22 protein-coding genes are annotated in these 25641 nt (G+C 62.0%); 14 read left to right on the forward strand and 8 right to left on the reverse strand.

Annotated features, from left to right (window positions below; all coding sequences use genetic code 11):
- Nucleotides 1–11: 11 nt before the first annotated feature.
- Genes ACFHWW_RS31380 through ACFHWW_RS31390 form a run of 3 tightly spaced genes read left to right on the forward strand, consistent with a single transcriptional unit; the run spans nt 12 to nt 3302 of the window.
- Nucleotides 12–1295: a beta-ketoacyl-ACP synthase gene (locus ACFHWW_RS31380; RefSeq protein WP_379943145.1), complete on the forward strand. Its 1284-nt coding sequence runs from the start codon at nt 12–14 to the stop codon at nt 1293–1295.
- A 43-nt stretch (nt 1296–1338) separates the two neighbouring features.
- The gene (locus tag ACFHWW_RS31385; RefSeq protein ID WP_379943147.1) at nt 1339–2367 is read left to right on the forward strand and encodes a zinc-binding dehydrogenase; all 1029 of its coding nucleotides are present in this window, start codon (nt 1339–1341) and stop codon (nt 2365–2367) included.
- A gap of 11 nt (nt 2368–2378) precedes the next feature.
- Entirely contained in the window at nt 2379–3302 is a 924-nt protein-coding gene (locus ACFHWW_RS31390; protein WP_100673788.1) for a lipid A biosynthesis lauroyl acyltransferase, read from the forward strand.
- A gap of 234 nt (nt 3303–3536) precedes the next feature.
- Here ACFHWW_RS31390 and ACFHWW_RS31395 read toward each other — a convergent pair whose 3' ends face one another.
- The 4 genes from ACFHWW_RS31395 to ACFHWW_RS31410 all read right to left on the reverse strand — a co-directional run bounded on the left by ACFHWW_RS31395 (nt 3537) and on the right by ACFHWW_RS31410 (nt 6840).
- Nucleotides 3537–3890 (reverse strand): VOC family protein, encoded by a 354-nt coding sequence (locus ACFHWW_RS31395; RefSeq protein WP_127711086.1) that lies wholly within the window; start codon nt 3888–3890, stop codon nt 3537–3539.
- A complete protein-coding gene (locus tag ACFHWW_RS31400; RefSeq protein WP_275597777.1) occupies nt 3874–4317 on the reverse strand; it encodes an SRPBCC family protein in 444 nt (147 codons plus the stop codon). The genes ACFHWW_RS31395 and ACFHWW_RS31400 overlap by 17 nt, the downstream gene beginning before the upstream one ends.
- Before the next feature lie 104 nt (nt 4318–4421).
- Nucleotides 4422–5339: a DUF6597 domain-containing transcriptional factor gene (locus tag ACFHWW_RS31405; RefSeq protein WP_379943149.1), complete on the reverse strand. Its 918-nt coding sequence runs from the start codon at nt 5337–5339 to the stop codon at nt 4422–4424.
- An 82-nt stretch (nt 5340–5421) separates the two neighbouring features.
- Nucleotides 5422–6840, reverse strand: a complete 1419-nt coding sequence (locus ACFHWW_RS31410; RefSeq protein WP_100673729.1) for a sodium:alanine symporter family protein — start codon at nt 6838–6840, stop codon at nt 5422–5424.
- Between the two features lie 428 nt (nt 6841–7268).
- On the opposite strand from ACFHWW_RS31410, the gene gndA reads away from it, so the two are divergent.
- Complete coding sequence (gene gndA / locus ACFHWW_RS31415; protein ID WP_379943152.1) at nt 7269–8699, forward strand: NADP-dependent phosphogluconate dehydrogenase; 1431 nt, start codon at nt 7269–7271, stop codon at nt 8697–8699.
- Nucleotides 8700–8919: 220 nt separating this feature from the next.
- The gene (locus ACFHWW_RS31420) at nt 8920–9186 is read left to right on the forward strand and encodes a hypothetical protein (protein WP_275597780.1); all 267 of its coding nucleotides are present in this window, start codon (nt 8920–8922) and stop codon (nt 9184–9186) included.
- Between the two features lie 108 nt (nt 9187–9294).
- Here ACFHWW_RS31420 and ACFHWW_RS31425 read toward each other — a convergent pair whose 3' ends face one another.
- A complete protein-coding gene (locus tag ACFHWW_RS31425) occupies nt 9295–10356 on the reverse strand; it encodes a LacI family transcriptional regulator (protein ID WP_275598105.1) in 1062 nt (353 codons plus the stop codon).
- Between the two features lie 472 nt (nt 10357–10828).
- Here ACFHWW_RS31425 and ACFHWW_RS31430 point away from each other — a divergent pair, with 472 nt between their 5' ends.
- The 9 genes from ACFHWW_RS31430 (at nt 10829) to ACFHWW_RS31470 (ending at nt 22326) form a co-directional block, all read left to right on the forward strand.
- Entirely contained in the window at nt 10829–12064 is a 1236-nt protein-coding gene (locus ACFHWW_RS31430; RefSeq protein ID WP_018095225.1) for an ABC transporter substrate-binding protein, read from the forward strand.
- A gap of 191 nt (nt 12065–12255) precedes the next feature.
- A complete protein-coding gene (locus ACFHWW_RS31435; RefSeq protein ID WP_100673725.1) occupies nt 12256–13164 on the forward strand; it encodes a carbohydrate ABC transporter permease in 909 nt (302 codons plus the stop codon).
- Nucleotides 13157–14095, forward strand: coding sequence for a carbohydrate ABC transporter permease (locus ACFHWW_RS31440; RefSeq protein WP_100673724.1), 939 nt, complete (start codon nt 13157–13159; stop codon nt 14093–14095). Before ACFHWW_RS31435 ends, ACFHWW_RS31440 begins: the two co-directional genes overlap by 8 nt.
- 6 nt (nt 14096–14101) lie before the next feature.
- Nucleotides 14102–15187, forward strand: coding sequence for an ABC transporter ATP-binding protein (locus tag ACFHWW_RS31445; RefSeq protein WP_018095222.1), 1086 nt, complete (start codon nt 14102–14104; stop codon nt 15185–15187).
- A gap of 91 nt (nt 15188–15278) precedes the next feature.
- Nucleotides 15279–17753: a glycosyl hydrolase 2 galactose-binding domain-containing protein gene (locus tag ACFHWW_RS31450; RefSeq protein WP_379943155.1), complete on the forward strand. Its 2475-nt coding sequence runs from the start codon at nt 15279–15281 to the stop codon at nt 17751–17753.
- Between the two features lie 56 nt (nt 17754–17809).
- Nucleotides 17810–18571, forward strand: a complete 762-nt coding sequence (locus ACFHWW_RS31455) for a sugar phosphate isomerase/epimerase family protein (protein WP_379943157.1) — start codon at nt 17810–17812, stop codon at nt 18569–18571.
- Between the two features lie 16 nt (nt 18572–18587).
- Nucleotides 18588–19721, forward strand: a complete 1134-nt coding sequence (locus ACFHWW_RS31460) for a Gfo/Idh/MocA family protein (protein ID WP_275597782.1) — start codon at nt 18588–18590, stop codon at nt 19719–19721.
- A gap of 179 nt (nt 19722–19900) precedes the next feature.
- Nucleotides 19901–20929 (forward strand): L-glyceraldehyde 3-phosphate reductase, encoded by a 1029-nt coding sequence (mgrA, locus tag ACFHWW_RS31465; RefSeq protein WP_100673720.1) that lies wholly within the window; start codon nt 19901–19903, stop codon nt 20927–20929.
- Between the two features lie 290 nt (nt 20930–21219).
- Complete coding sequence (locus ACFHWW_RS31470; RefSeq protein ID WP_100673719.1) at nt 21220–22326, forward strand: TRAP transporter substrate-binding protein; 1107 nt, start codon at nt 21220–21222, stop codon at nt 22324–22326.
- Nucleotides 22327–22532: 206 nt separating this feature from the next.
- Here ACFHWW_RS31470 and ACFHWW_RS31475 read toward each other — a convergent pair whose 3' ends face one another.
- From ACFHWW_RS31475 to ACFHWW_RS31485, 3 genes are read right to left on the reverse strand one after another with little or no spacing between them, the layout of a single operon-like run.
- A complete protein-coding gene (locus tag ACFHWW_RS31475) occupies nt 22533–23318 on the reverse strand; it encodes an ABC transporter permease (RefSeq protein ID WP_379943159.1) in 786 nt (261 codons plus the stop codon).
- Nucleotides 23315–24496, reverse strand: coding sequence for an ABC transporter permease (locus ACFHWW_RS31480; RefSeq protein ID WP_379943161.1), 1182 nt, complete (start codon nt 24494–24496; stop codon nt 23315–23317). The genes ACFHWW_RS31475 and ACFHWW_RS31480 overlap by 4 nt, the downstream gene beginning before the upstream one ends.
- Nucleotides 24493–25557 carry an ABC transporter ATP-binding protein gene (locus ACFHWW_RS31485; protein ID WP_100673717.1) on the reverse strand — a complete coding sequence of 355 codons (1065 nt, stop codon included), beginning with the start codon at nt 25555–25557 and terminating at the stop codon, nt 24493–24495. The genes ACFHWW_RS31480 and ACFHWW_RS31485 overlap by 4 nt, the downstream gene beginning before the upstream one ends.
- Between the last annotated feature and the right edge of the window lie 84 nt (nt 25558–25641).

Consider the following 25641-nt stretch of genomic DNA (forward strand, 5'->3'; position numbering starts at 1 on the left):
GAGCTCGAACTATGAGCAAGGCTTATAAGGACCACCTCGGCCGTCCGATCGTTGCTGTCACCGGCATGGGCGTCATCACCTCGCTCGGGCAGGGGCTCGACGATAACTGGGCGGCGCTCACCGGGGGCGTATCGGGCATCCACAGGATCACCCGGTTCCCGACCGATGCTCTTTCGACCCGCATCAGCGGCACGGTCGACTTCATCGAGATCCCTGCGGAGAATGCCGTCGAGCGTTCCTATGCGATGGCGCGTGAAACGACGCTGGAGGCCCTGGCGCAGGCCGGCCTTTCCGGCGAATTCAACGGCCCGCTGTTCCTGGCGGCCCCGCCGATCGAGCCTGAGTGGAATGCCCGCTTCGAGCTTGCCGACCGATCGCCGCCGTCGAGCCAGCCGGGCGACGCCTATAACCGCTTCCTCGCGGCAATGCGGCAGAAGGCCGATCCGGCCTTCCACGAGGCCGTCCTTTTCGGCTCGATCTCGGAGCGTCTTGCCGATCGATTCGGCACGCGTGGCCTCCCGGTGACGCTTTCGACGGCCTGCGCATCCGGGGCGACCGCCATACAGCTCGGCGTCGAAGCCATCCGCCAGGGAAGGACCGACAGGGCGCTCACCGTTGCGACCGACGGCTCGGTCAGTGCCGAGGCTCTCATCCGCTTCTCGCTGCTCTCGGCGCTCTCCACACAGAACGAGCCGCCGGAAAAGGCTTCGAAGCCCTTCACCAAGGATCGCGACGGTTTCGTGATTGCGGAAGGCGCCGCGACGCTCGTGCTCGAATCGCTGGAAGCGGCGGTCGCCCGCGGCGCGCGCATCTACGGCATTCTCAAGGGCTGCGGCGAAAAGGCCGACCTCTTCCACCGCACGCGTTCCTCCCCCGATGGCGGACCGGCGATCGCGACGATCCGCGCAGCGCTTGCGGATGCGGGCATCGACGAAGCCGGGATCGGCTACATCAATGCCCACGGCACCTCCACGCCCGAAAACGACAAGATGGAGTATCTGTCGATGTCCGTGGTTTTCGGCGAGCGGTTGCCGTCGGTCCCGGTCTCATCCAACAAGTCGATGATCGGCCACACGCTGACGGCAGCCGGTGCGGTCGAAGCGGTCTTCTCGCTCCAGACGATGCTCAGCGGCACGCTGCCGCCGACGATCAACTACCAGAACCCCGACCCCGCGATCGTTCTCGACGTCGTGCCGAACGTAAAGCGCAGCCAGCAGGTGACTGCAGTGCTGTCGAACTCCTTCGGCTTCGGCGGCCAGAACGCCAGCCTCGTCATGACCGCCGAGCCGGCTTGAGCCGCTCGAGGACCGAATACCTGCCTGCCGCAAAGGAAAAACCATGCGCGCCCTGCAATTGCTCGATGACCGCAAGCTTGAAATCACCGATCTGCCGGAGCCGGAGGCACCCGGTCCCGGCGAGGTGAAGCTGCGGGTCAAGGCTGTCGCGCTCAATCATATCGACGTCTGGGGCTGGCGCGGCATGGCTTTCGCCAAGCGCAAGATGCCGCTCGTCATCGGCGCGGAAGCCTCCGGCGTGGTGGAGAGCATCGGTCCGGGCGTCGCCAATGTGCTCCCCGGCCAGCTCGTCTCGATCTACGGTGCGCGTACCTGCGGCCTCTGCCGCCCGTGCCGCGAGGGGCGCGACAATCTCTGCGAACATGTCGGAGGCGTCCATGGCTTCCATCTGGACGGCTTCGCGCAGGAGAAGGTCAATCTTCCGGCGCGCCTGTTGGTGCCTGCACCCCCGGGTGTCGATGAAATCGGCGCGGCGCTGGCGCCGGTCACCTTCGGTACCGTCGAGCACATGCTGTTCGACAACGCCAGGCTCGAACCCGGCGAGACGATCCTCGTCCATGCGGGCGGATCCGGTATCGGCACGGCCGCGATCCAACTCGCCAAGAAGATCGGCTGCACGGTCATCACCACAGTCGGATCGGACGACAAGATCGACAGGGCGAAGGCTCTCGGTGCCGACCACGTCATCAATTACCGGACCGATCGTTTCGAAGGCGTCGTGCGGAAGCTGACGAAGAAAAAGGGCGTCGATGTCGTCTTCGAACATGTCGGCAAGGATACCTGGGCGGGCTCCATGCTGTCGATGAAGCGGGGCGGACGCCTCGTCACCTGCGGCTCGACCTCCGGCGTCTCGACCGACATGAACCTGATGATGCTGTTTCAACAGCAGCTGAAACTGCTCGGCTCCTTCGGCTGCCGCATGGAGAACATGGCGAACGCCATGCAGAAGATGGGGCGCGGGCTCGTTCACCCGGTGATCGATACCGAGGTGGGGCTCAACGATATCGACCGTGCGCTGGAGCGTATGGAGTCGCGCCAGATCTTCGGCAAGATCGTGTTGCGGATGGATTGATCTTCGTGCGGATGCTGATCACACGGCTGGTGCTTGCTGCGGATCGTTTCCGTCAATGGTCGATCGCGCAGTTCGTCCTGCTGCTTCTCACGATACTCAAGCTCTTCCCCCCGGACATGGCGATCAACTTCATGGATCGCGTTGCCCGCTGGATAGGGCCGAAAACCGGCCGTCACAAGCTGACGCTGATCAATCTGCGCAATGCCTTTCCCGAGAAGAGCGATGCCGAGATCGCGGCGATCGCGCTCGAAAGCTGGGGCAATATGGGGCGGCTCGCCGCCGAATACGTGTTCCTCGATCAGCTCTTCGACTTCGATCCGGCGCGCGCGGAGCCGGGCAGGGTGGAGGTTTCGGGCATCCCTCTCTTCCTGGAGCTGCGAGACAATCCGCGGCCGTTCATCGTCTTCACGGCCCATAGCGGCAATTTCGAAATGCTGCCGGTTGCCGGCTCGGCTTTCGGCCTCGACGTGACGGTGCTCTTCCGGCCGCCGAACAATCCCTATCTCGCCGATCGGGTATTCGAATTCCGCAAGGAGCGCATGGGCAACCTCGTGCCGTCGCATGCCGGCTCCTCCTTCGCCCTTGCCAGGCAGCTCGAACGCGGCGGCGGAGTCGGCGTGCTCGTCGACCAGAAGTTCCGCAAGGGCCTGAAGACGAAATTCTTCGGGCAGCCCGTGCAGACGAACCCGCTGCTTGCCAAGCTCGTCCGCCAGTTCAATTGCGAGGTCTATCCGGCCCGTTGCATTCGCCTGCCCGGCAACCGCTTCCGGCTGGAGCTCGAGCCGGCGGTCGAAATCCCCCGCAGGGCCGACGGCAGCGTCGATGTCACGGCAACGGCGCAGATGTTGAACGACAAGGTCGAGAGCTGGGTTCGCGAATATCCGGGCCAGTGGCTCTGGTATCATGACCGCTGGCACATCAAGCGGACGATTTGAGCCGGTCTCCTGACGGACATCTTTCCCCTCGGAAGCTGCCGCCTCCTTAAATCGGTGCCGATTTAGGGATTGTCTCGAGTGCGCCGGGCATGCGCGAAGAGAACCGTGACGGCGTCAGCCGAAGGAGGAAACGAGATGGCACAGGAATGGCCGATGTTCATCCTGCAGTGCATCGTCGTCTTCGGGCTCGTCGGCGCGCTGTTCATCCGCTTCGGCGAATGAACAGGCTTACGGCTACTGCGCCGACCACACCGCCAGCTCATAGCCATCGGGGTCGGCAAAATGGAACCGCCGGCCGCCCGGGAAGGTGAAGATAGGCTTCAGGATCTTGCCGCCTGCGGCTTCGACCCGTCGCTGAGCGTCCTCGATCTGGTCGGCATAGATGATGACGAGCGGACCGCCGCTGCGAACCGGACCAAGTGTGGTGAAACCGCCCGTCAACCGCCCGTCGGCGAACTCGCAATATTCCGGGCCGTAATCCGTGAAGGTCCAGCCGAAGGCGCTGCCGTAGAAGGCCTTGCTCGCGGCGATATCCGTCACATTGAACTCGACATAGTCGATGCGTTTGTCGTTACCTTTGCTGGCCATTGGCTTTGCCGCCTTCCTGCTTGTGATTACCGGTTTCCAGGATGGATTTGAGCGCGGCAAGATCCTTTTCGACCCAGGCCGCGTCATCGGCGAATTGCGCATCGGTCATGCCGGGCTGCCTGAGCAGGGTGAACATGACTTCCGCGCCGTCGCCGTTCGGCACGACGCGAAGCGCATTGTGGACGCGCGCGCCGTTATCGAGTGTCACGAGGTGGTCGACCACACCGAATTCGTTGTCGGCGACGAAGCGGACGCGGGCATTGCCGAGAGGCCCGGGTGCGATCCACTCGTCGCCGTCGCGCGTGAGCCCGGAGGAGAGACCGGTCGCCCAGAGCGGCATCTTCTCGTGGTCTGCCATGAAGGCATAGACCTCGCGCCAGTCGCGCTCGATCGAGGTGTGGATAATCCGGGCCGTCATCGTCGCCATGCGTTCCTCCGTCCTGGAATTTATAGCATTGCTCCGGGCAACGGTCTTGAACGAAACGGCCAACCTTGCCGCCGACGGGCCCATGCACCTAATAGTCTTTTGAGTCAGTCTGTTATGTGGGAATTCTCAACCCGGCCAAGGCCGAAGCGCGCGGCCAACTGTCGCTGGATTTCGCGCGGCGTGAAAGATGTGAACCCTCTTGCCTCCCGGGCAAGATGGGCCTGATCGGCATAGCCGGCATCGGCAGCAATGTTTGCCAGCGTGTCCCCGGGCCGCGCGCGGCAGGCGGCCAGGAAGCGCTGCAGGCGCAGAATGCGGTCGAGGGTCTTTGCGCCGTAGCCGAGATGCTCGTGGCACAGACGGCGAAATGTCCGCTCGCTGGTACCGATCTCACGGACAAGGGTCCGGACGGGATCGTCTAAGGTCAGCCGGTCGAGCTGAAGATGTGCGACGCAAGCCGCAATGTCCGGCGGCGGAGGCTCGGCGCCGGCGGATAGGCGTCCAAGCAGAGCCGCAGCAAGAACGCCGAGCCGCTCCGGCGTGCTCGCTGCTTCGCGCATCCGCTCCTCGATTTCGTTCGCAGCCGGACCCCAGACGAGATGGAGCGGCACCGTTTGGCCGGTGATTTCGCGGAGCGGCGTGCGTAACCACGGCGCCGCCGCGCCGATCCGGAACCGAGCGCCGATGATGGTTTCGCCGGCAGGAAGCTTCGGAAAGGCGGCGACCCTGTCGGGACCGACGATGGCCAGCCCCTTCGACGACCAGATGATGTCGCTGCAACCGTCCGGGACGACGGCGATGGTCGAGGGGGCGCCGTCGGGCATGCGGTGCAGCCAGAGGCATTTGAAGTAGGAGGCGAGCGCCGCAGGGGGCGACTGCTCGCGGTAGATTCCGCTCGTCTGGGCGAGCGCGGGAGGGCAGAGCCTCGGCCTATCGACGCCTGGACAGCCGGCCGCAACCTCCCGCTGGAGCCGGTCGGCGGCGCCAGCGTCTTTGTGGTATGCCGGGCAGGACGTTCCCATTGCCCTTTTTTGCGCCGGCGAACCCGCGCGGTCAATGCCCTCTCACCGAGGCAAGGAATGCCTCGGCGGTCCCGCCCTGTCGCTAATCGCGCGACCAGATCTCGCCATCAATCTTTCCCTGCAGTTCCGGATAATCGGCCGCGTGGAAAACCGGGACGGCGCCCGCTTTGCGCTGTTCGAAATAATCTTTCGTCAGCTTTGCGATGGTCCCCGAAAGGAGCAGGATCGCGACGAGATTGATCGTCGCCATCAGTCCCATGGAGGCGTCGGCCGCGTCGAAAACGGTGCTGATACTTTCGTAGGCTCCCCAGACGACCATCGCCAGCGTGGCGCAACGCATGATCATAAGCCCGAGTCGGTTGCCCCCGCCGAGATAGGTCAGCGCGTTTTCGGCGTAGGAATAGTTGCCGATGATCGAGGTGAAAGCGAAGAAGAAGATCGCGATGGCGATGAAATAGGTCCCGGCCGAGCCGATATGCGTGCTCATCGCTGCCTGTGTGAGCTGTGTCCCGGTGACGCCGGAGCCGGGTTCCAGCGTGCCCGAAAGCAGGATCATCACCGATGTCGCGGTGCAGATCAGTATCGTGTCGATGAAAACGCCCAGGGACTGCACGAAGCCCTGCGACGAGGGATGGTGCGGTACAGGCGTCGCCACGGCTGCGATATTCGGAGCCGAACCCATGCCCGCCTCGTTCGAGAAGAGGCCGCGTTTGACGCCGTTGAGCATCGCCGCAGCAATCCCGCCGGTGATGCCGCCGGCCGCTTCCTGAAAACCGAAGGCGCTCGAGATGATCGTCCAGAGTACGCCCGGCACCGCCGAGGCATTTGCGATCAGCACGTAGACAGCCGTGAGCAGATAAGCCGCGGCCATGAAGGGGACGACAATCTCGGCGACGCGGGCAATCTGGCGGATGCCGCCGAAGATCACCACGCCGGAGAGTAGCGCAACGGCCACGCCCACTGCGAGTTTGGGCACGCCGAAGGCGCCTTCGACCGCATCGGCGATCGAGTTTGCCTGAACGGCGTTGAACACGAGACCGAAGGAAAGGATAAGGCAGGCCGAGAAGATCGTGGCCGCCCAGGGCGCATTGAGGCCGCGAGCGATATAGAAAGCCGGCCCGCCGCGATATTGCCCGTCCTCGTTGCGTATCTTGTACAGCTGAGCCAGCGCGCTCTCGGCATAGGCGGTCGCCATGCCGACGAACGCCACGATCCACATCCAGAAGGTCGCGCCGGGTCCGCCGAGATAGAGAGCGACCGCAACGCCTGCGAGGTTACCGGTTCCGACACGTGAGGCGAGGCTGACCATAAGCGCCTGGAAGGGGCTGATTCCGGCCGCATCCTTGCTGCCGCCGCGGCTTAAGACCCGGAACATTTCGGCGAAATGAACGATTTGGGGAAAGCCGAGCCGGACCGTGAAATAGAGGCCGACCGCAAGCAGACCATAAATGAGCACATAGCCCCAGAAGATCGTGTTCAGAAAGCCGATGATCGTTTCCATACGGTCCTCGCTCCTATTGCATTGGAGGTTGCGCCGGCCCCATTCCCGTCGCGCGGGGACTCGGACGTGTTCTGCGGCATTAGGGCGCAAACTCGACTTAGATCAAGGCTCTACGGGGCTGGATCGGGCAGAACACGCGGCAGGAGGCGATATATCCCGTGGATTCGCTTCGGACGCATGTAGAATGAGGATGTAGAGGGTGCCTTCCGGCGCGTGTTCACGGCGTCGAACAGGGGCCGGAAAAGGTTTGATTTTGTCAGGAACGGCTTGTCGTAAATCGATTTGAATGCCAAAACAGCCTCCGCCGCCGCGTGCCGTCGGTCCCTGATTTTCTGGGGGTGACAGACACGCGCAGATCAATTCGAAGGGCCGGCACGCGCGCGATTGCGCGCCGTGGCCGGCTCTCCCTGTCCAATGGAGGCAATCACGTGTCACAGGCGGAAATCGGCCTAATCGGTCTCGGAGTCATGGGCTCGAACCTGGCGCTCAACATCGCTGAAAAAGGCAACAGGATCGCCGTTTTCAACCGCACGGTCGACGCGACGCGCAAATTCTATGCTGAGGCCGGCGCGCTGAAGGACCAGATCGTTCCCTGCGAAACGATCGAAGAATTCGTCGCCGCCATCCGCCCGCCGCGTCCGATCATCATCATGATCAAGGCCGGCGATCCGGTCGACCAGCAGATGGAGGCCCTGAAACCCCATCTCGCCAAGGGCGACATCATGATCGATGCGGGCAACGCCAATTTCCGCGACACGATGCGCCGTTTCGAGGGTCTGAAGGATTCGGGCCTCACCTTCATCGGCATGGGTGTCTCCGGTGGCGAGGAAGGCGCCCGCCATGGGCCCTCGATCATGGTCGGCGGCACGGAAGAATCCTATCGTCGCGTCGAGAAGGTTCTGACCTCGATCGCTGCGAAATACGATAGCGACCCCTGCGTCGCCTGGCTCGGCGAGAACGGGGCGGGGCACTTCGTCAAGACGATCCACAACGGCATCGAATATGCCGATATGCAGATGATCGCCGAGATTTACGGCATCCTGCGTGACGGATTGAAGATGACGGCACAGGAGATCGGCGAGGTCTTCGGTGCCTGGAACAAGGGCCGGCTCAACTCCTACCTGATCGAAATCACCGAGAAGGTCCTGAAGGCCGCCGATCCGCTGAGCGGCAATCCCATCGTCGATATGATCCTCGACAAGGCCGGTCAGAAGGGCACCGGCAAGTGGTCGGTGATCGAGGCGCAGAACATGGGCGTGCCGGCGACCGCAATCGAAGCGGCGGTCGCAGCCCGCAGCATCTCCTCGGCGAAGGAAGAGCGGGAAGCCGCCGAGAAGGTTCTCGGTCTGCCGCCGGTCGGCGAAATCAAGGTGGCCGACAGGGACGCTTTCATCAAGGACCTGGAAAACGCGCTGCTCGCCGCCAAGATCGGCGCCTATGCGCAAGGCTTCGCAGTGATGGCAGCGGCCTCGAAGGAGTTCGGCTGGAACCTGCCGATGCCCACGATCGCAAAGATCTGGCGCGCCGGCTGCATCATCCGCTCTCAGTTCCTCGACGAGATCACCACCGCCTTCACCAAGGCACCGGATGCGGCGAACCTGATCGTCACCCCGGCTTTCGCTGCCATGGTCAAGGAGAGCGATGGTGCATTGCGACGGGTGGTTTCGACGGCCGTTCTCGGCGGTCTTCCGGTGCCTGCGCTGGCCTCGGCGCTCGGCTATTTCGACAGCTACCGCCGCGGCCGCGGCACGGCCAATGTCATCCAGGCGCAGCGCGACTTCTTCGGCGCCCACGGTTTCGACCGTATCGATGGCGCAGACAGCCATCACGGTCCGTGGGGCAGCGGCCTGAACGCTTGAATTCGCATGAGTTTAGAGGGGCGGATGGCCGCCCCTCTAAAGCGGGGCGAGGAAAAGTGTGTGCGGTTTTCCGCCGGCATCCAGCGTCTCAACTTGTCATGAATCGATCACGGTCGTGATTTTAGGTCGAACCGACCTTAAATCATCGTGATCCGGCGACAAGTCCAGGCAAGCTCCGGCGTCTAAGATCTCAATAAGGGAGCCATTCGAGAAGGCAGGCATGAAATTCACAGTGATCGAAGGGGGCAAGGCGGCGGAGGTCACGGCCGCCGGATCGATGACCATCCGCGACGAGGCGGAGAGACGCATAAAGGCGGCCGGTTATGAGCAGTGGCGGGTGCGGAGCCTGGCAACGGGCGCGCCTATCCCGGGGCCAATCCGGTACCTGAAGATGCAGATCGATTTCGTCGCCGGAAAGCTCGAGCAGCTCAATCCCGTCCCAAGCGATTTTACCGACGACAAGTACTGGCCGGCCGCGAGGATTTGAGCCCTGCTGCGTCGGCGCGGAAGCGTTCTCTTGACGCGAGGTTTTCGGCGGGTCGGCTCCCTATGGCAGGCCCAGGAATCAGGGGCGGCTGCAACAGGCACGGCAGATCTATGATACCGCCGATCTCGCCATCGGCGGCTGGAATTCCGGCTGGCTGAGGCTCTGAAGCGTATCTGGGGGGTGGCCTTCGATATGGCCGATCACAGCCTTTGCGAGCTCGCGCCCGGCAATGCGGATGTCCTCATACATCGTCATGACTTCCGGGCGCAGCCAGCGCAGGAAGTCGCTCGGCACTTTCGACACCATTTCGGCGTCCTCCCCGACCTTCTTGCCTGCCGCTTCGATCCCGGCAATCAACGCGATCGCGCCGGAACCGCTGCCGGACACCACGCCGTCGGGGGCATCGGGGGAACGCATCAGCTTCTCGAACGCATCACGGATGGCAACCAGGCTGTGGTCGATGTTGACCTGGTGAAAGCTTACCGCTTCCGCGCCGAAGTCTTTCAGGCCCCGCTCGAAGCCGGTGCGCATGTGCGAATGGAAGGTCAGATTCGGCGGCGGTTCGAGGAGCACCAGCCGCCGCCTGCCGCGGTCGACGAGCTTGCGGACCGCCTCGTAGGCGAAGCGTTCATTGTCGAAGTCGTGATAGGGATGGATCAGCCCCATTTTGGTTCGCCCATGGGTGGCGAAGGGCAGGTGGCGCTCGGTTAGAAGCGTTACCCGCGGATCGTTGGGCTCGGTCCGCGAAATGATCACCCCGTCCGCCGCGCCGGTATCGAGAATGTAGCGGATCGGGCCGAGCGGATCCTTGGCCGAACTGTAAGGCGTCACGACCAGGTGGTATTGCGTGCCGGCGAGAATTTCGGTGATGCCGATGACCATGGGGCTGGTAATGCCCATGATCTCTTCCTCCAGCGTCAGCACGAGACTGATGACATTCGTCTTGCCCGTTCTGAGGCGGACGCCCGCCCGGTTGGGCTGATAACCGATCTGTTTTGCTACCAGGCGGACGCGCTCCTTGGTTTCCGCACCGATGTCCGGAGCATCCTTCAGGGCACGCGAGACGGTGGTAACACCGAGCCCGGTCATGAAAGCGATCGTCTTAAGGGTCGGTCTGCCGCCTTCGACCGGCGGCGCCGTCGTCGCTCTGTTCTTCGTCTTGCCATCCATGCCCGTCACGCCAATCCGCTCTCCTGAATCGCGGCCCTCGTCGCTACCCTTCAACCGGAGGCCGCGTCGCCCCGCCTTATATACGAACTACGGCTGCTGGCCACATCCGTCTACGCCTGAGTTCAACCCAAAATCTGTAACGATACAGGAGCGATGTCGAGCATTTTCGTTGCTGCAATGCGAAGGGCGTAACCCTCAGGTTGAGTTGCGCTGCGGAGAGCGTCGATGTGGCGTATGGGAAGCCATGAAAGGTTACGCCGAGATGAGAGATCTGGGAAAACGCACGAAATCAGGGAGGTTATCACGAATTTGCCGTCGAATTTTTTGCCTCCCGACAGGCGTTCCGCCTACAGGTTCCATCTACTTAAGATTGTATTTGTGCATTTGTCGTGAATTGCCCGTTGTAGGTGTTGCGCAGAGAAAATCTTTGAACTAAGTTTTTCCGGCAACGTTACAGTGAGGGAGGACACTTATGAAATTGCGTTTTCTAGCTGCCGCTTTGGGCGCAGCCACTGCCTTGCCATTCGGCGCTGCCAACGCGACCGATCTCGAGGTCACGCATTGGTGGACTTCGGGTGGTGAAGCCGCGGCGGTTGCCGAGCTGGCGAAAGCTTTCGATGCGACCGGCAACAAGTGGGTCGACGGTGCGATCGCCGGCTCCGGGGGCACCGCACGCCCGATCATGATCAGCCGCATAACCGGCGGTGACCCAATGGCCGCCACCCAGTTCAACCACGGCCGTCAGGCGGAAGAGCTGGTGCAGGCGGGCCTGATGCGTGATCTCACCGACATCGCCACCAAGGAGAATTGGAAGGAAGTCGTGAAGCCCTCGAGCCTGCTCGACTCCTGCACGATCGAAGGCAAGATCTATTGCGCGCCGGTCAACATCCATTCCTGGCAGTGGCTGTGGCTTTCGAATGCAGCCTTCAAGCAGGCGGGCGTCGAAGTTCCGAAGAATTGGGACGAGTTCGTCGCTGCGGCCCCGGCGCTCGAGAAGGCCGGAATCGTTCCGCTCGCCGTTGGCGGCCAGCCGTGGCAGGCGGCGGGCGCCTTCGACGTGCTGATGGTTGCGATCGCCGGCAAGGAGAACTTCGAGAAAGTCTTCGCCCAGAAAGACGAGGAAGTGGCAGCCGGGCCTGAAATCGCCAAAGTCTTCAAGGCTGCCGACGATGCCCGCCGCATGTCGAAGGGCACCAACGTCCAGGATTGGAACCAGGCGACCAACATGGTCATCACCGGCAAGGCTGGCGGGCAGATCATGGGGGACTGGGCCCAGGGCGAGTTCCAGCTTGCGGGTCAGAAAGCCGGCGTGGACTACACCTGCCTTCCGGGTCTCGGCGTCAACGAGGTGATCTCGACCGGCGGCGATGCGTTCTACTTCCCGCTTCTGGAGGACGAGGAGAAGTCGAAGGCGCAGGAAGTGCTGGCGTCGACCTTGCTCAAGCCGGAAACGCAGGTGGCCTTCAATCTGAAGAAAGGCTCTCTGCCGGTACGCGGGGACGTCGATCTTGCGGCTGCGAACGACTGCATGAAGAAGGGGCTCGACATCCTCGCAAAGGGCAATGTGATCCAGGGCACGGACCAGCTTCTGTCGGCCGACAGCCAGAAGCAGAAGGAGGACCTTTTCTCCGAGTTCTTCGCGAACCACTCCATGACGCCGGAAGATGCGCAGAAGCGTTTCGCCGACATCATCGCGGCTGCGGATTGAGCGGCGCTCCAGGCCCCGCACTTTGACGGGGCTGATCTTCCCTCGCCGGGAGCACGGTGAAAACGCGCCGCCTGCGCTGATTTTGTCGGCGCAGGCGTGGCGGGCGAGGGAGGCAAACGGGCCTCAGCCGCCGGCGCATTGCCGCAGGTGCCCGATTACGTGAAAACCTTTTGCAGTTCGGAGGAGGAAACATGACAGGTCTAACACGTGGTTCGGCGCGGCCGAACCAGTGGCTGCGAAACCTGAATGCGAAGATCGCCTCTATCCCGATGATCCTCACGGCCTTGGTCATCTTCGTGGGCGGTACGGCCTGGACGGTCGTCTACTCCTTTACCAATTCCAAGCTCCTGCCGCGGCTCGCCTTTGTCGGCTTCGACCAGTACGAGCGGCTGTGGGCCGCGCCCCGCTGGCTGGTCTCGATCCAGAACCTGGCGGTCTTCGGTTGCCTCTCGCTGATTTTCAGCCTGGTGATCGGCTTCGTGCTGGCCGCCCTGATGGATCAGAAGATCCGTTTCGAGAACACGTTCCGGACGATCATGCTCTATCCGTTCGCCCTGTCGTTCATCGTCACCGGCCTCGTCTGGCAATGGCTGCTCAATCCGCAATACGGGATCCAGTCGATCGTCAGGTCGCTTGGATGGACGAGCTTCTCCTTCGACCCGCTCTACAACTCGAACATCGTCATATACGGCATTCTCATCGCCGCACTGTGGCAGGGAACGGGCCTCGTGATGTGCCTGATGCTCGCCGGGCTGCGTGGGATCGACGAGGACATCTGGAAAGCGGCGAGGGTCGACGGCATCCCGATGTGGAAGACCTATGTGCTGATCATCATCCCGATGATGCGCGGCGTCTTCATCACCACTCTGGTGATCATCGCGAGCGGCATCGTCAAGGTCTACGACCTCGTCGTGGCGCAGACGAGCGGCGGCCCGGGGATCGCCTCCGAAGTGCCGGCCAAATACGTCTACGACTACATGTTCCAGGCGCAGAACCTGGGCCAGGGCTTTGCCGCCTCCACCATGATGCTCGTGACTGTCGCGATCATCATCGTGCCGTGGGCATATCTGGAGTTCGGAGGAGGCCGCAAGCGTGGATAACATCGCAAATAACAGCATGGCCGCGGCTTACGAGACTGCTCCCGGACTCGTGGCCGGCCCTCGCGGCAGAAAGCCGCGCAGGACGCTCTCCCGCCGCAATATCATCGTCTACGGCACTTTGATCGTCGTGGCGCTCTACTATCTTCTGCCGCTCTACGTGATGATCGTGACCTCGCTCAAGGGCATGCCCGAGATCCGCGTCGGCAACATCTTCGCTCCGCCGCTCGAGATCACTTTCGAGCCCTGGGTGAAGGCCTGGGCGGAGGCCTGCACCGGACTGAATTGCGACGGGCTTTCCCGCGGCTTCTGGAATTCGGTGCGCATCACCGTGCCGTCCGTGATCATCTCGATCGCAATCGCCTCCGTGAACGGCTACGCGCTCGCCAACTGGCGGTTCAAGGGCGCCGATCTGTTCTTCACCATCCTTATCGTCGGCGCCTTCATCCCTTACCAGGTGATGATCTATCCGATCGTGATCGTGCTCAGAGAAATGGGCGTCTACGGGACGCTGACCGGCCTCATCATCGTGCACACGATTTTCGGCATGCCGATCCTGACCCTGCTTTTCCGCAACTATTTCGCCGGGCTGCCGGAGGAGCTCTTCAAGGCCGCACGCGTCGACGGCGCCGGGTTCTGGACGATCTATTTCAAGATCATGCTGCCGATGTCACTGCCGATCTTCGTGGTTGCGATGATCCTCCAGGTGACCGGGATCTGGAACGACTTCCTTTTCGGCGTGGTCTTCACCCGGCCGGAATACTACCCGATGACGGTTCAGCTCAACAACATCGTCAATTCGGTTCAGGGCGTGAAGGAATACAACGTCAACATGGCGGCCACGATCCTGACCGGCCTCGTGCCGTTGACGGTCTACTTCGTCTCCGGCCGCCTGTTCGTCCGCGGCATCGCAGCCGGCGCAGTGAAAGGATAAGCAAGCATGACAAGCGTATCTGTCAGGGATCTGTCGTTGAATTTCGGCGCCGTCACCGTGCTCGACAGGCTCAATCTCGACATCGATCACGGGGAGTTTCTCGTCCTGCTCGGCTCATCCGGGTGCGGCAAGTCCACGCTGCTCAATTGCATTGCCGGGCTGCTCGACGTCTCCGACGGGCAGATCTTCATCAAGGACCGCAACGTCACCTGGGAGGAACCGAAGGACCGCGGCATCGGCATGGTGTTCCAGTCCTATGCGCTCTATCCGCAAATGACCGTCGAGAAGAATCTCTCTTTCGGCTTGAAGGTCGCCAAGATCCCGCCGGCCGAAATCGACAAGCGCGTGACGCGTGCCGCGGAGATCCTGCAGATCCAGCCGCTGCTCAAGCGCAAACCCTCGGAGCTCTCCGGCGGTCAGCGGCAGCGTGTGGCGATCGGCCGGGCGCTGGTGCGCGACGTCGACGTCTTCCTTTTCGACGAGCCGCTGTCGAACCTCGACGCCAAGCTGCGTTCCGAACTGCGCGTGGAGATCAAGCGCCTGCATCAGTCGCTGAAGAACACGATGATCTATGTCACCCATGACCAGATCGAAGCGCTGACGCTGGCCGACCGGATCGCCGTCATGAAAAGCGGCGTGATCCAGCAACTCGCCGATCCGATGACGATCTATAACGCCCCGGAGAACCTCTTCGTCGCCGGCTTCATCGGTTCGCCCTCGATGAATTTCTTCCGCGGCGAGGTGGAGGCAAAGGACGGACGCAGCTTCGTTCGGGTCGGAGGCATCGCTTTCGACGTGACCGACTATCCGGCGCACACCAGGCTGCAGCCCGGCCGGAAGGTCGTTCTCGGTCTGCGGCCGGAGCACGTGAAGGTCGATGAGGCGAGGGACGGCGAGCCGGCGCACCAAGCGGTCGTCGACATCGAGGAACCGATGGGGGCCGACAACCTCCTATGGCTGACATTTGCCGGCCAATCCATGTCGGTGCGGATTGCCGGCCAGAGGCGCTACCCGCCGGGCAGCACCGTGCGCCTTACCTTCGACATGGGCGTGGCGTCGATCTTCGACGCCGAGAGTGAAAACCGCCTCTGACGAGCCGAGAAGGGGACCGGGATACAGACTCGGTCCGTATCGATGAAGCGGCGCCGGTGCAGGCCGCCCGGTGCACGAATGGATCATGGAAATGCCTTCCGAAACCCCGAGCCGCGATTCCATCCGTATCGACCTTTCCGGCGATTGGCTGCTTGCCGCCGCCGACAACAGCCACGCCCTGACGATCGCGCTGCCGGGCGACGTGCACAGCGCGTTGCAGCGAGCCGGCATCATCGCCGATCCCTATCGCGGCCGAAACGAGGCCGATATCCAGTGGGTCGCCCGGAAAGACTGGGTGCTCGAGCGCACCGTCGTCATCGATGCCGACGATCTGAACGGGGGATGGTATCTCGACTTCGAAAGCATCGACACGGTCGCCTCGGTCTACGTCAACGATGAGCGCGTATTGCAGTCCGAGAATTGCTTCCGCCGTTATCGGCCCGACGTATCGGACGCGATCGTCGCCGGCGAGAACCGCATCCGCATCGTGCTCCATTCGGCAATTGCCGAGGGAGCGCGGCGGCAGGCGGCGCAACCCTTCTACGTGCCCTACCATGACGGCAATTCGCCGATCGCCAACGGCAACATGCTGCGCAAGCCGCAATGCCATTTCGGCTGGGACTGGAATATCGCCATCGCGCCGCTCGGGATCTACGGCTCGCTGGCGCTCTGCCGGCTGGAAACGGCTCGCATCGAACATGTCACCACGCGCCAGATGTGGCTGGATGACGGCTGCGTCGATCTGCAGGTGACGGTCCAGCTTTTCGCCCGCGATCCCGGTATCGTGCCGGTCCATTTCATGCTCGACGGCGTGCGCGAACGACTGGATTGCGCGGTCGGCGCCGGGGAAACGCGCCTTAGCCATGTCTTCACGGTGCAGGAGCCCAGGCGCTGGTGGCCGGCCGGCAGCGGCGATCAGGCGTTCTCGACCCTCAAGGTGGAGGTGCCCGGCGAAATCGTCACGCGGCAGATCGGCTTCCGCACGATCGAGCTCGTCACCGATAAGGACGAGGCGGGAAGCCGCTTCGCCTTCCGGGTAAACGGCCGGGAGATCTTCTGCCGCGGGGCCAACTGGATACCGGCGGATGCGCTGATGTCGCGCGTCACGCCCGAAAGTGTCGAGGACCTTCTCCGCTCGGCGGTGGACGCGAACATGAACATGATCCGCGTCTGGGGCGGCGGCTTCTATGAGCCCGACTGGTTCTACGATCTTTGCGACCGGCTCGGTCTGCTCGTCTGGCAGGACTTCATGTTCGCCTGCAATCTCTACCCGTCGACGCCGGATTTTCTGGAGAACGTTGCGGCCGAAGTGGACTATCAGGTCAGGCGGCTTTCGACCCATCCGTCCCTCGCGCTCTGGTGCGGCGACAACGAGCTTGTCGGCGCGCTTACCTGGTTCGAGGAGAGCCGCAGGGATCGCGACCGCTATCTGGTCTCCTACGACCGCCTGAACCGGACGGTCGAGGCGTCGATGAAGCAGGCCTGCCCGGAAGCGATCTGGTGGCCGTCCAGCCCCTCCGTCGGATACCTCGATTTCGGCGACGCCTGGCACGCCGACGGGGCCGGCGACATGCACTACTGGTCCGTCTGGCACGAGAACAAGTCCTTCGACAATTACCGCACCGTGCGGCCGCGCTTCTGCTCGGAATTCGGATTCCAGTCCTACACCTCGATGCCGGTCATCCGGCAGTTCGCCGAAACGCGCGACCTCAACATCGCCTCGCCGGTGATGGAGACCCATCAGAAGAATGCCGGCGGCAACGAACGCATCGCCGGCACCATGTTCCGCTACTTCCGGTTCCCCAAGGATTTTCCGAGCTTCGTCTATCTGAGCCAGATCCAGCAGGGCCTGGCGATCCGGACGGCCGTCGACTACTGGCGGTCGCTGAAGCCCCATTGCATGGGCACGCTCTATTGGCAGCTCAACGACACTTGGCCGGTCGCGTCCTGGTCGAGCCTCGACTATGGCGGACATTGGAAGGCGATGCACTACATGGCGCGCCGCTTCTTCCAGCCGGTTGCCGTTGCCGCAATTCCCTCCACGGATGGGCGGGAAATCGCCTTCTCGATGGTGAACGACACGGCCGAGCCGGTGACGGTCGAGTTGCAGGCGTTTCTGGTTTCGCTCGACGGCACTCGGCAGCCGCTGCTCGCCGCCGCGGGGACGTGCCCGGCCGATCGCGCGTCGACGCTCGTGACCATCGCCGCGAAGGACATTCCACCCGACACGCTGCTCTTCTGGTCTTTCGAAGCTTCGAACGGGGCAACGGGCGAAGGACACTATGTCCACGGTACCTATAAAGCGCTCGATCTCGTGCCTTCCGGCCTGACCATCGAGACGGCGCCTCGGCCGGACGGTTCCTTCGATGTCGCCGTAACGGCCGCCGGGCTGGCGCTGCACGTCATGATCGAAGCCGATGTCGATGGACGCTATTCCGACAATGCCTTCGATCTGACCGCCGGCGAGACGAAATCGATCCGATTTACGCCAAGGCTGCCGGTCGACGCGGGCGTGAGCCCACGCTTCAGCGCCTACGATCTCGAATCCTGCCAGGGAAAAGGGTGAGCCCCATTTTACGCGCACTCCCCGGCAACCGTTCAACGAACCACCAGGAGATTTCCATGAAAGACGTCAGCTTCCAGCTCTACAGCGCCCGCAATTTCCCGCCTTTTGCCGAAGTCCTCTCTGCTATCGGCTCCGCGGGCTACACACAGGTGGAAGGCTACGGAGCCCTTTACGCGGCCCTCTCGGATGCGGAGATCGCCGATTTCAAGGCCGGGCTTGATCGTAACGGCCTTTCGATGCCGACCGCGCATTTCGGCCTGGATATGCTGGAAAGCGACGCGCCCCGCGTGCTCGAGATCGCCGAGGCGCTCGGCATTCGCGCTATCTATTGCCCTTACCTGATGCCGGACCAGCGCCCGATGGATGCGGGCGGATGGCGAGCATTCGGGGCACGGCTGCAGGCGGCCGGCAAGCCGTTCCGCGACGCCGGGCTCGACTTCGGCTGGCACAATCACGACTTCGAGTTCCATGCACTCGCCGACGGCTCGGTGCCGCTCGACCAGATTTTCGCCGGCGGCCCGGACCTTTCCTGGGAGGCGGATATCGCCTGGATCGTGCGCGGCGGGGGAGACCCCTTCGCCTGGATCGCGAAATATCCGACCCGCATCACGGCCGTCCATGTCAAGGACATCGCGCCCAAGGGCGAGAATGCGGACGAGGATGGTTGGGCCGACGTCGGGGAGGGAACGCTCGACTGGAAGGCACTGATCCAGGCGCTTTCCAGAACCTCGGCCAAATATTTTGTCGCCGAACACGACAATCCCAGCGACTTCAGGCGTTTCGCCAAGCGCTCGCTGGCTTCGATTCAATCCTACTGATCGACGGAAAACTCCCATGACAAAAGAACTTGGTGTCGGCATCGTCGGATGCGGCAATATCTCCACGACCTATTTCAAGCTTGCTCCACTGTTCAAGGGCATTCGGATCGCCGCCTGTGCCGACATCAATCCGGCGGCGGCGGAAGCACGCGGCGCCGAATTCGACGTGACTGCGCAGAGCATCGATGCACTGCTCGCCAATCCGGAAGTTGACATCGTCGTCAATCTGACGATCCCGGAGGCGCATTTTCCGGTCTCGAAAGCCATTCTGGAAGCCGGCAAGCATGTCTATTCCGAAAAGCCGCTTGTGCTCTCGCTGGAGCAGGGGGAGGAGCTAAGGAGAATTGCCACCGGAAAGGGGCTGACGGTCGGTTGCGCACCGGACACTTTCCTGGGTGGGGCGCACCAGCTTGCCCGCGCCTATATCGACGCCGGCAAGATCGGGCAGGTCACCTCCGGTACATGTCATGTCATGAGCCCGGGCATGGAGATGTGGCATCCGAATCCGGACTTCTTCTTCCTGCCGGGCGGCGGGCCGATTCTCGATCTCGGACCCTATTACATCGCAAACCTGATCAACCTGATCGGACCGGTGAAACGGGTCGGCGCACTCTCCTCCATGGCGAGCACGACGCGGACCATCACCAGCGAACCCAGAAACGGCGAGGTTATCCCGGTCAAGACACCCACCAACATTCACGCCCTGCTCGAGTTCCAGAACGGCGCAACCATCACGCTTTCGGCAAGCTGGGATGTCTGGTCGCATCGTCATGCGAATATGGAGCTTTATGGCACCGAAGGCTCGCTCTTCGTTCCGGATCCGAATTTCTTCGGCGGCACGGTCGAGGCGAGCGGGCGGAATAAGGACATCCAGCCGCTCGAAATGTGGGAACACCCCTTCGCCGTCAACAATTGGGACCATCCGCTCGGCCCGATCGCCAATTATCGGACGGCGGGGCTCGCGGATATGGCGGACGCAATCCTCAAGGGGCGCGATGCCCGCTGCTCGCTGGAACGCACGCTGCACGGTGTCGACGTGATGGTGTCGATCCTCAAATCCGGCGAGGAGGGAAGTTTCGTCACGCTGTCGACAACCTGCACCCAGCCGGCGGCGCTCGGCATTGAAGAGGCGCAGGCGTTGCTGCGCTGACCCTCCTCCGTTTACCGGAGCCTCGCGGGTGCCATCCGGCTGCCGCCACCTTCTCCCATTTTGATGGCGAGAAGGTGCCGGCAGGCGGATCAAGGGGCCCTTCATCGATCTGCTGCCCCTTGAGGACCTTCGTGGGGAGGGGTATTCAACGCCACCGAAGCGAACGAGGAACATGAGTCATGGCCTGGCAACCGGCGGAAAACAGATACGAGAAGATGAAGTACAATCGCTGCGGCCGGAGCGGCTTGAAGCTCCCGGCGATTTCGCTCGGTCTTTGGCACAATTTCGGTGGCGACACGCCGCACGACCGCAAGGTGGACATGTGCCGCACGGCCTTCGACCTCGGTATCACCCATTTCGATCTGGCGAATAATTACGGTCCGCCGCCCGGATCGGCCGAAATCGCCTTCGGCGAGATCATGCGCACCGATTTCGCCGGTCTGCGCGACGAACTCATCATCTCGTCGAAGGCGGGTTATGACATGTGGCCCGGCCCCTATGGGGAGTGGGGCAGCCGGAAATATCTTGTCGCCTCTTGCGACCAGAGCCTCAAACGCATGGGGCTCGATTATGTCGACATCTTCTATTCCCATCGCTTCGATCCGGAAACGCCCCTTGAGGAGACTTGCGGTGCGCTCGATCACATCGTCCGTTCGGGGCGTGCGCTCTATGTCGGCATCTCGTCCTACAACTCGCAGCGTACCCGCGAGGCGGCGGCGATCCTGAAGGAGATGGGCACGCCCTGTCTCATCCACCAGCCGAGCTATTCGATGCTTAACCGTTGGGTCGAAGATGACGGTCTCGTCGACACGCTGGAGGAGCTCGGCATCGGCTCGATCGTCTTTTCGCCGCTCGCGCAGGGCATGCTGACGACGAAGTACCTGAGCGGCATTCCCGAGGACAGCCGCGCCGCGCAGAACCACTTCCTCAAGAAGGATTTCATCCGTCCGGGGATCATCGACAATATCCGCAAGCTGAACGCGATCGCCGAACGGCGCGGCCAGACGCTCGCTCAGATGGCACTCGCCTGGGTGCTGCGCGGCGGCCGCATCACCTCGGCGCTGATCGGCGCCAGCCGTTCCGCACAGATCGTCGATTGCGTCAAGGCGCTGGAAAACGACGCTTTCACATCAGAGGAACTGAGCGAAATCGACCTTTACGCACGCGAGGCCGACGTCAATCTCTGGGCCAGATCCGCCGAGCTCTGAATCGGTTCGAATGCATTGATTTGCCTCGATTTTGGGCAATTTCCAACCGCTTGCGACGTCTTATACAAAAGTCGAAGACGACGCCGCGACACGGTCGCTGGACATGCATTATCGATTATGTATGGTGCACGTGTGCCGCGGTGCGCGAAGCCTTCGCGGGCTTCGGCGTTGGCGGCACTAACGAGGAGGAAAGAGACCTTGCGACGTCCCGGATGGGCGGACGGGGGCTCGATGGGCAGTGACGCGGCCGATCCGTGTCGCACTGCTCATGGCGGGAACAGGGAGGAACCATGGATCGCCGTTCATTCATCAAACATGCGAGCATCGGCGGCCTTGGTGCGGCTGCTGCATCGACGCTGGCTGCGCCGGCCGTTGCGCAGACCAATCCGAAGGTCACCTGGCGCTTGACGTCGTCCTTCCCGAAATCGCTGGATACGATCTATGGCGGCGCGGAAGTGCTGTCGAAATACGTGTCCGAAGCTACCGACGGGAATTTTCAGATCCAGGTCTTCGCCGCCGGCGAAATCGTCCCGGGCCTGCAGGCAGCGGATGCGGCGGCTGCCGGGACCGTCGAGGCGTGCCATACGGTAGCCTATTATTACTGGGGTAAGGATCCTACCTGGGCGCTGGGCGCAGCCGTGCCCTTCGCACTCAATGCCCGCGGCATGAACGCCTGGCACTATCATGGCGGCGGCATCGACCTCTTCAATGAGTTTCTCGGAACCCAGGGCCTGGTCGGCTTCCCGGGCGGCAATACCGGCGTTCAGATGGGCGGCTGGTTCCGCAAGGAAATCAAGACTGTGGCCGACATGAAGGGCCTGAAGATGCGCGTCGGAGGGTTCGCCGGCAAGGTCATGGAACGCCTCGGCGTCGTTCCGCAGCAGCTCGCCGGCGGCGACATCTATCCGGCTCTCGAAAAAGGCACGATCGACGCGGCCGAATGGGTCGGTCCCTATGACGACGAGAAGCTCGGTTTCTACAAGGTCGCGCCCTATTACTACTATCCCGGCTGGTGGGAAGGCGGTCCGACCGTGCATGCCATGTTCAACAAGGCAGCCTTCGACGGCCTGCCGAAGGCTTATCAGTCGCTCCTGCGGACGGCCTGCCAGGCGACCGACGCGAACATGCTGCAGAAGTACGACTATCTCAACCCGTCCGCGATCAAGCGCCTCGTCGCGGCGGGGGCGAAGCTGAGCCCGTTCAGCCCGGAAATCCTCTCGGCCTGCTTCGACGAGTCCAACAAGGTTTACGCGGAAATGGAAGCGTCGAACGCGCCATTCAAGAAGATCTGGGAATCGATCAAAGCCTTCCGCGCGGAGTATTTCCTCAACGCACAGATTGCGGAATACAACTACGACACCTTCATGATGATCCAGCAGCGGAACGGCAAGATCTGACGCTGCGCTGAGGGGCACTTTTTCGAAATTGCCCCTCATCCCGCTGCCGCGACCTTCTCCCCGTTTGACGGGGAGAAGGGACTAGCTGCAGGTGAGTTTCTTCCCATTAAGCCATTTGAGGACCGGAACATTGCCGCGGGTCCCCTTCGGGCCGCTTGCGTGCAGGCTTTCCGTCGTGGCCTTTTATGAAAGTGCGCCGATCCAGCTCATGCGACCTGCCGCTTCCTTCGAACAAGGTAAGCCAAGGCTGCAATCAGGACGGTGCCTACGATGAACAGGAATGCGGCGGCAGCAATGGCGGGGCTGATGTTCTCGCGGATCGTGGAGAACATTTGCCGTGCAACGGTTCTCTGGTTGGGACCCGCGACGAACAGCGTCAGCACCACCTCATCCAGCGAGGTCGCAAACGCGAAGACTGCTCCTGAAATGATTCCGGGCATGGCCAAAGGCAGTGTAACCGTCTTGAGGACGACCGCCGGCGATGCCCCGAGGCTGGCCGCAGCGTTTTCAAGCCGACGGTCTATGCCCTGTAGCGCGGCCGTGACGTTCACCACCACGAACGGGATGGCGATCACCGTATGAGCTACGATCACTCCCAAATAGGTATTCGCGAGCCCATACTGGGCGAACATCAACTGCATACCGACGCCCAGCACCACCGCTGGAACCACCATCGGAAGCAGGAACACCGTGCGGAAAAAGCCGAACAGGAGCGATACGGATTTTCCGCGAAGCCCAAGCGAGGCGACCGTGCCCAGCACGGTGGCAAGCACCGTCGTTCCTGCTCCGATGATCAGGCTGTTGATAATCGAGCGCCGCCAGGCGTCGGCAGTGAACAATTCATCGAACCACCTCAACGAAAAGTCAGGGATCGGATAGTTGAGGAACACGCTGTCGGTGAAGGCCAGCGGCAGGATCGCAAATAACGGGGCCATGAGAAAGATGACGACGGCCGAGCCGAATATCGCCTTGGACAGGGAAAGCGTCCTCATGGCCTTGCCTCCTCGGATGAGAGCCGCAGGTAGACGACGTAAAGGATGATCGTTGCGGTCAGGAGAACGATCCCGAGCGCCCCTGCCATGCCCCAGTTGGCCGCGCCCGTTGCATAGTAGGCGATCACGGCGCTGATCATCTGATCCTTTGCGCCGCCGATCAGTGCAGGTGTGATGTAGTACCCAAGAGCGCTCATGAACACGAGCAGCGATCCGGACACGACGCCTCGCAGGCTGAGTGGCAAAAGCACCGAAAGGAATGATCGGAAAGGTGACGCGCCAAGTGAGGCCGCGGCTGGCATCAGGTTCTTGGAAATGCCGATCAAAACACTGAAGATCGGCAATACCATGAAGGGAAGCAGGACATGGGTCATGGCGATGACGACGCCTAACCGATTAAAGATCAAAGGCAATGGCCCGTCCGTCAGGCCGATTGCCTGGAGCGTCATATTGATCAGACCATTGTCTTGCAGAATGATGTACCAGGCGGCCGTTCTGACGAGCAGCGATGTCCAAAGCGGGAGCAGAACCGCTCCAAGCAGGAGTTGACGCCTCCAGCCAGTGGTCGAGGCGGCCACCATCGCGAAGGGCAATCCGATCAAAACGGTGCAGACGGTCACCATGCCCGCCATGACCATGGTGCGAAGCAGCGTTTCGCGGTTTGCCGAGGTACCGGCCGGCGCGTCGACCACGTTGCCATTCTTGTCACGCGTCAGGTCGACAGCCGCAAGAAGATTTCGGTCGGTGACAGGCGAGCTTGCGGCGTCCTGCACTGCAATCCAGAATGCCGGGTCGTTCCATCGCCGATCGACGGAGGTGAGGTCACCGAGGCTAGGGTCATCGGCAACGGCCGTCCTGGTCTTGCTCATCAATGTTCGAAAACCCGACTTCGCGCTGTTCAGCCGGCGAACGAGGTCACCAAACAATTCGTCGTCCTGTATTCCCTGAATGTCGACGACCAGCGCTCTCTGCGCCTCCACCGGCGGAGCGCTCGAGCGGTCCCATCCGTCGAGGGCAGCAGCTACGGTAGGTAGCGCGCGAGACGCGACGGGATCGGAAACGGCGGTCTTCATCATGGTTCCCAAAGGGACGACGAAAAAGAACAGAAGGAATAGCGCAAGGGGCGCAATCAGGACGAACGATTTGGCATGCTGCAGGAACCGGGAGCGTTGCTTCATGCGACGATCCAGCATTGTTCGGGTGAGAACGAGGCGACCGCCTCATCACCGATCCGAGGCGTGGTTGCTTTCCTGGTAGACTTGATGACGAGAGACCCGTTTGCCGCCTCGACGACGACCTGCAGGTGGTCACCGCGATAGACCACGTCAGACACCCTGACCTTCAATTCATTCCTCGACCCGTCGGAAGAACCGAGTTCGATGCGCTCGGGCCGGACCGAGACTTTCACGTGCTTGCCCGGTTCGTGCTTTGCGGCTGACGCGACCTGGAGTTGCTGGCCGCCATCGACCGCAATACCCAGCAAACCGTTTTCGGACGTCGTCACTTTGCCGCTGAGCAAGTTGGTTTCGCCAATGAATTCGGCGACGAATTGCGTCGTCGGACGGTCATAAATTTCGGAAGGCGTGCCGATCTGCTCGATCTTTCCGTGATTGAAAATGGCGATTCTGTCCGACATCGTCAGCGCTTCGGCCTGATCATGTGTCACGAAAACAATGGTCAGACCCAATCGATGATGGATATCGCGAATATCCATCTGCATCTGCTCGCGAAGCTTTTTGTCCAGGGCCCCGAGCGGTTCGTCCATAAGGACCACTTCAGGTTCGAAGACGAGCGCTCGCGCCAGCGCTACACGCTGCTGCTGACCGCCCGACAGCTGGATCGGCCGCCTGTCGTGGAACGCCCCGAGTTGGACCATATCGAGAGCCTTGCCGACGCGATCGACGATTTCACCGCGGGACACCCGACGCATCTTGAGCGGAAACGCTACATTCTCCGCAACTGTCATATGGGGGAACAGAGCGTAGTTCTGGAAAACCACGCCCATGTTCCGTCTGTGGGGCGGCAGTGCATCGACCCGCTTGCCCCTGACGGAAATTGATCCGCTGGTGGGGGCCTCGAAGCCGGCCAACATCATCAGAAGTGTAGTCTTGCCTGAACCGGATGGTCCGAGCATGCTGACAAACTCGCCCTTCTCGATAGCCAGGTCCAGTTTATCGACGACGGTCATGGCGCCGAACGCTTTGCTGACTTTGTCGAAGTGAATGAATGCGTTGCCCATCGTCACCTACGCAAAATGGAGGAGGGCCACCCCCCAAACGATCAAAGGGTTATGTTGCCCCATCGATAGGGGCAACAGAGCGGC

Source organism: Sinorhizobium sp. P24N7 (assembly GCF_042436655.1).
GTDB classification, from domain to species: domain Bacteria; phylum Pseudomonadota; class Alphaproteobacteria; order Rhizobiales; family Rhizobiaceae; genus Sinorhizobium; species Sinorhizobium meliloti_A.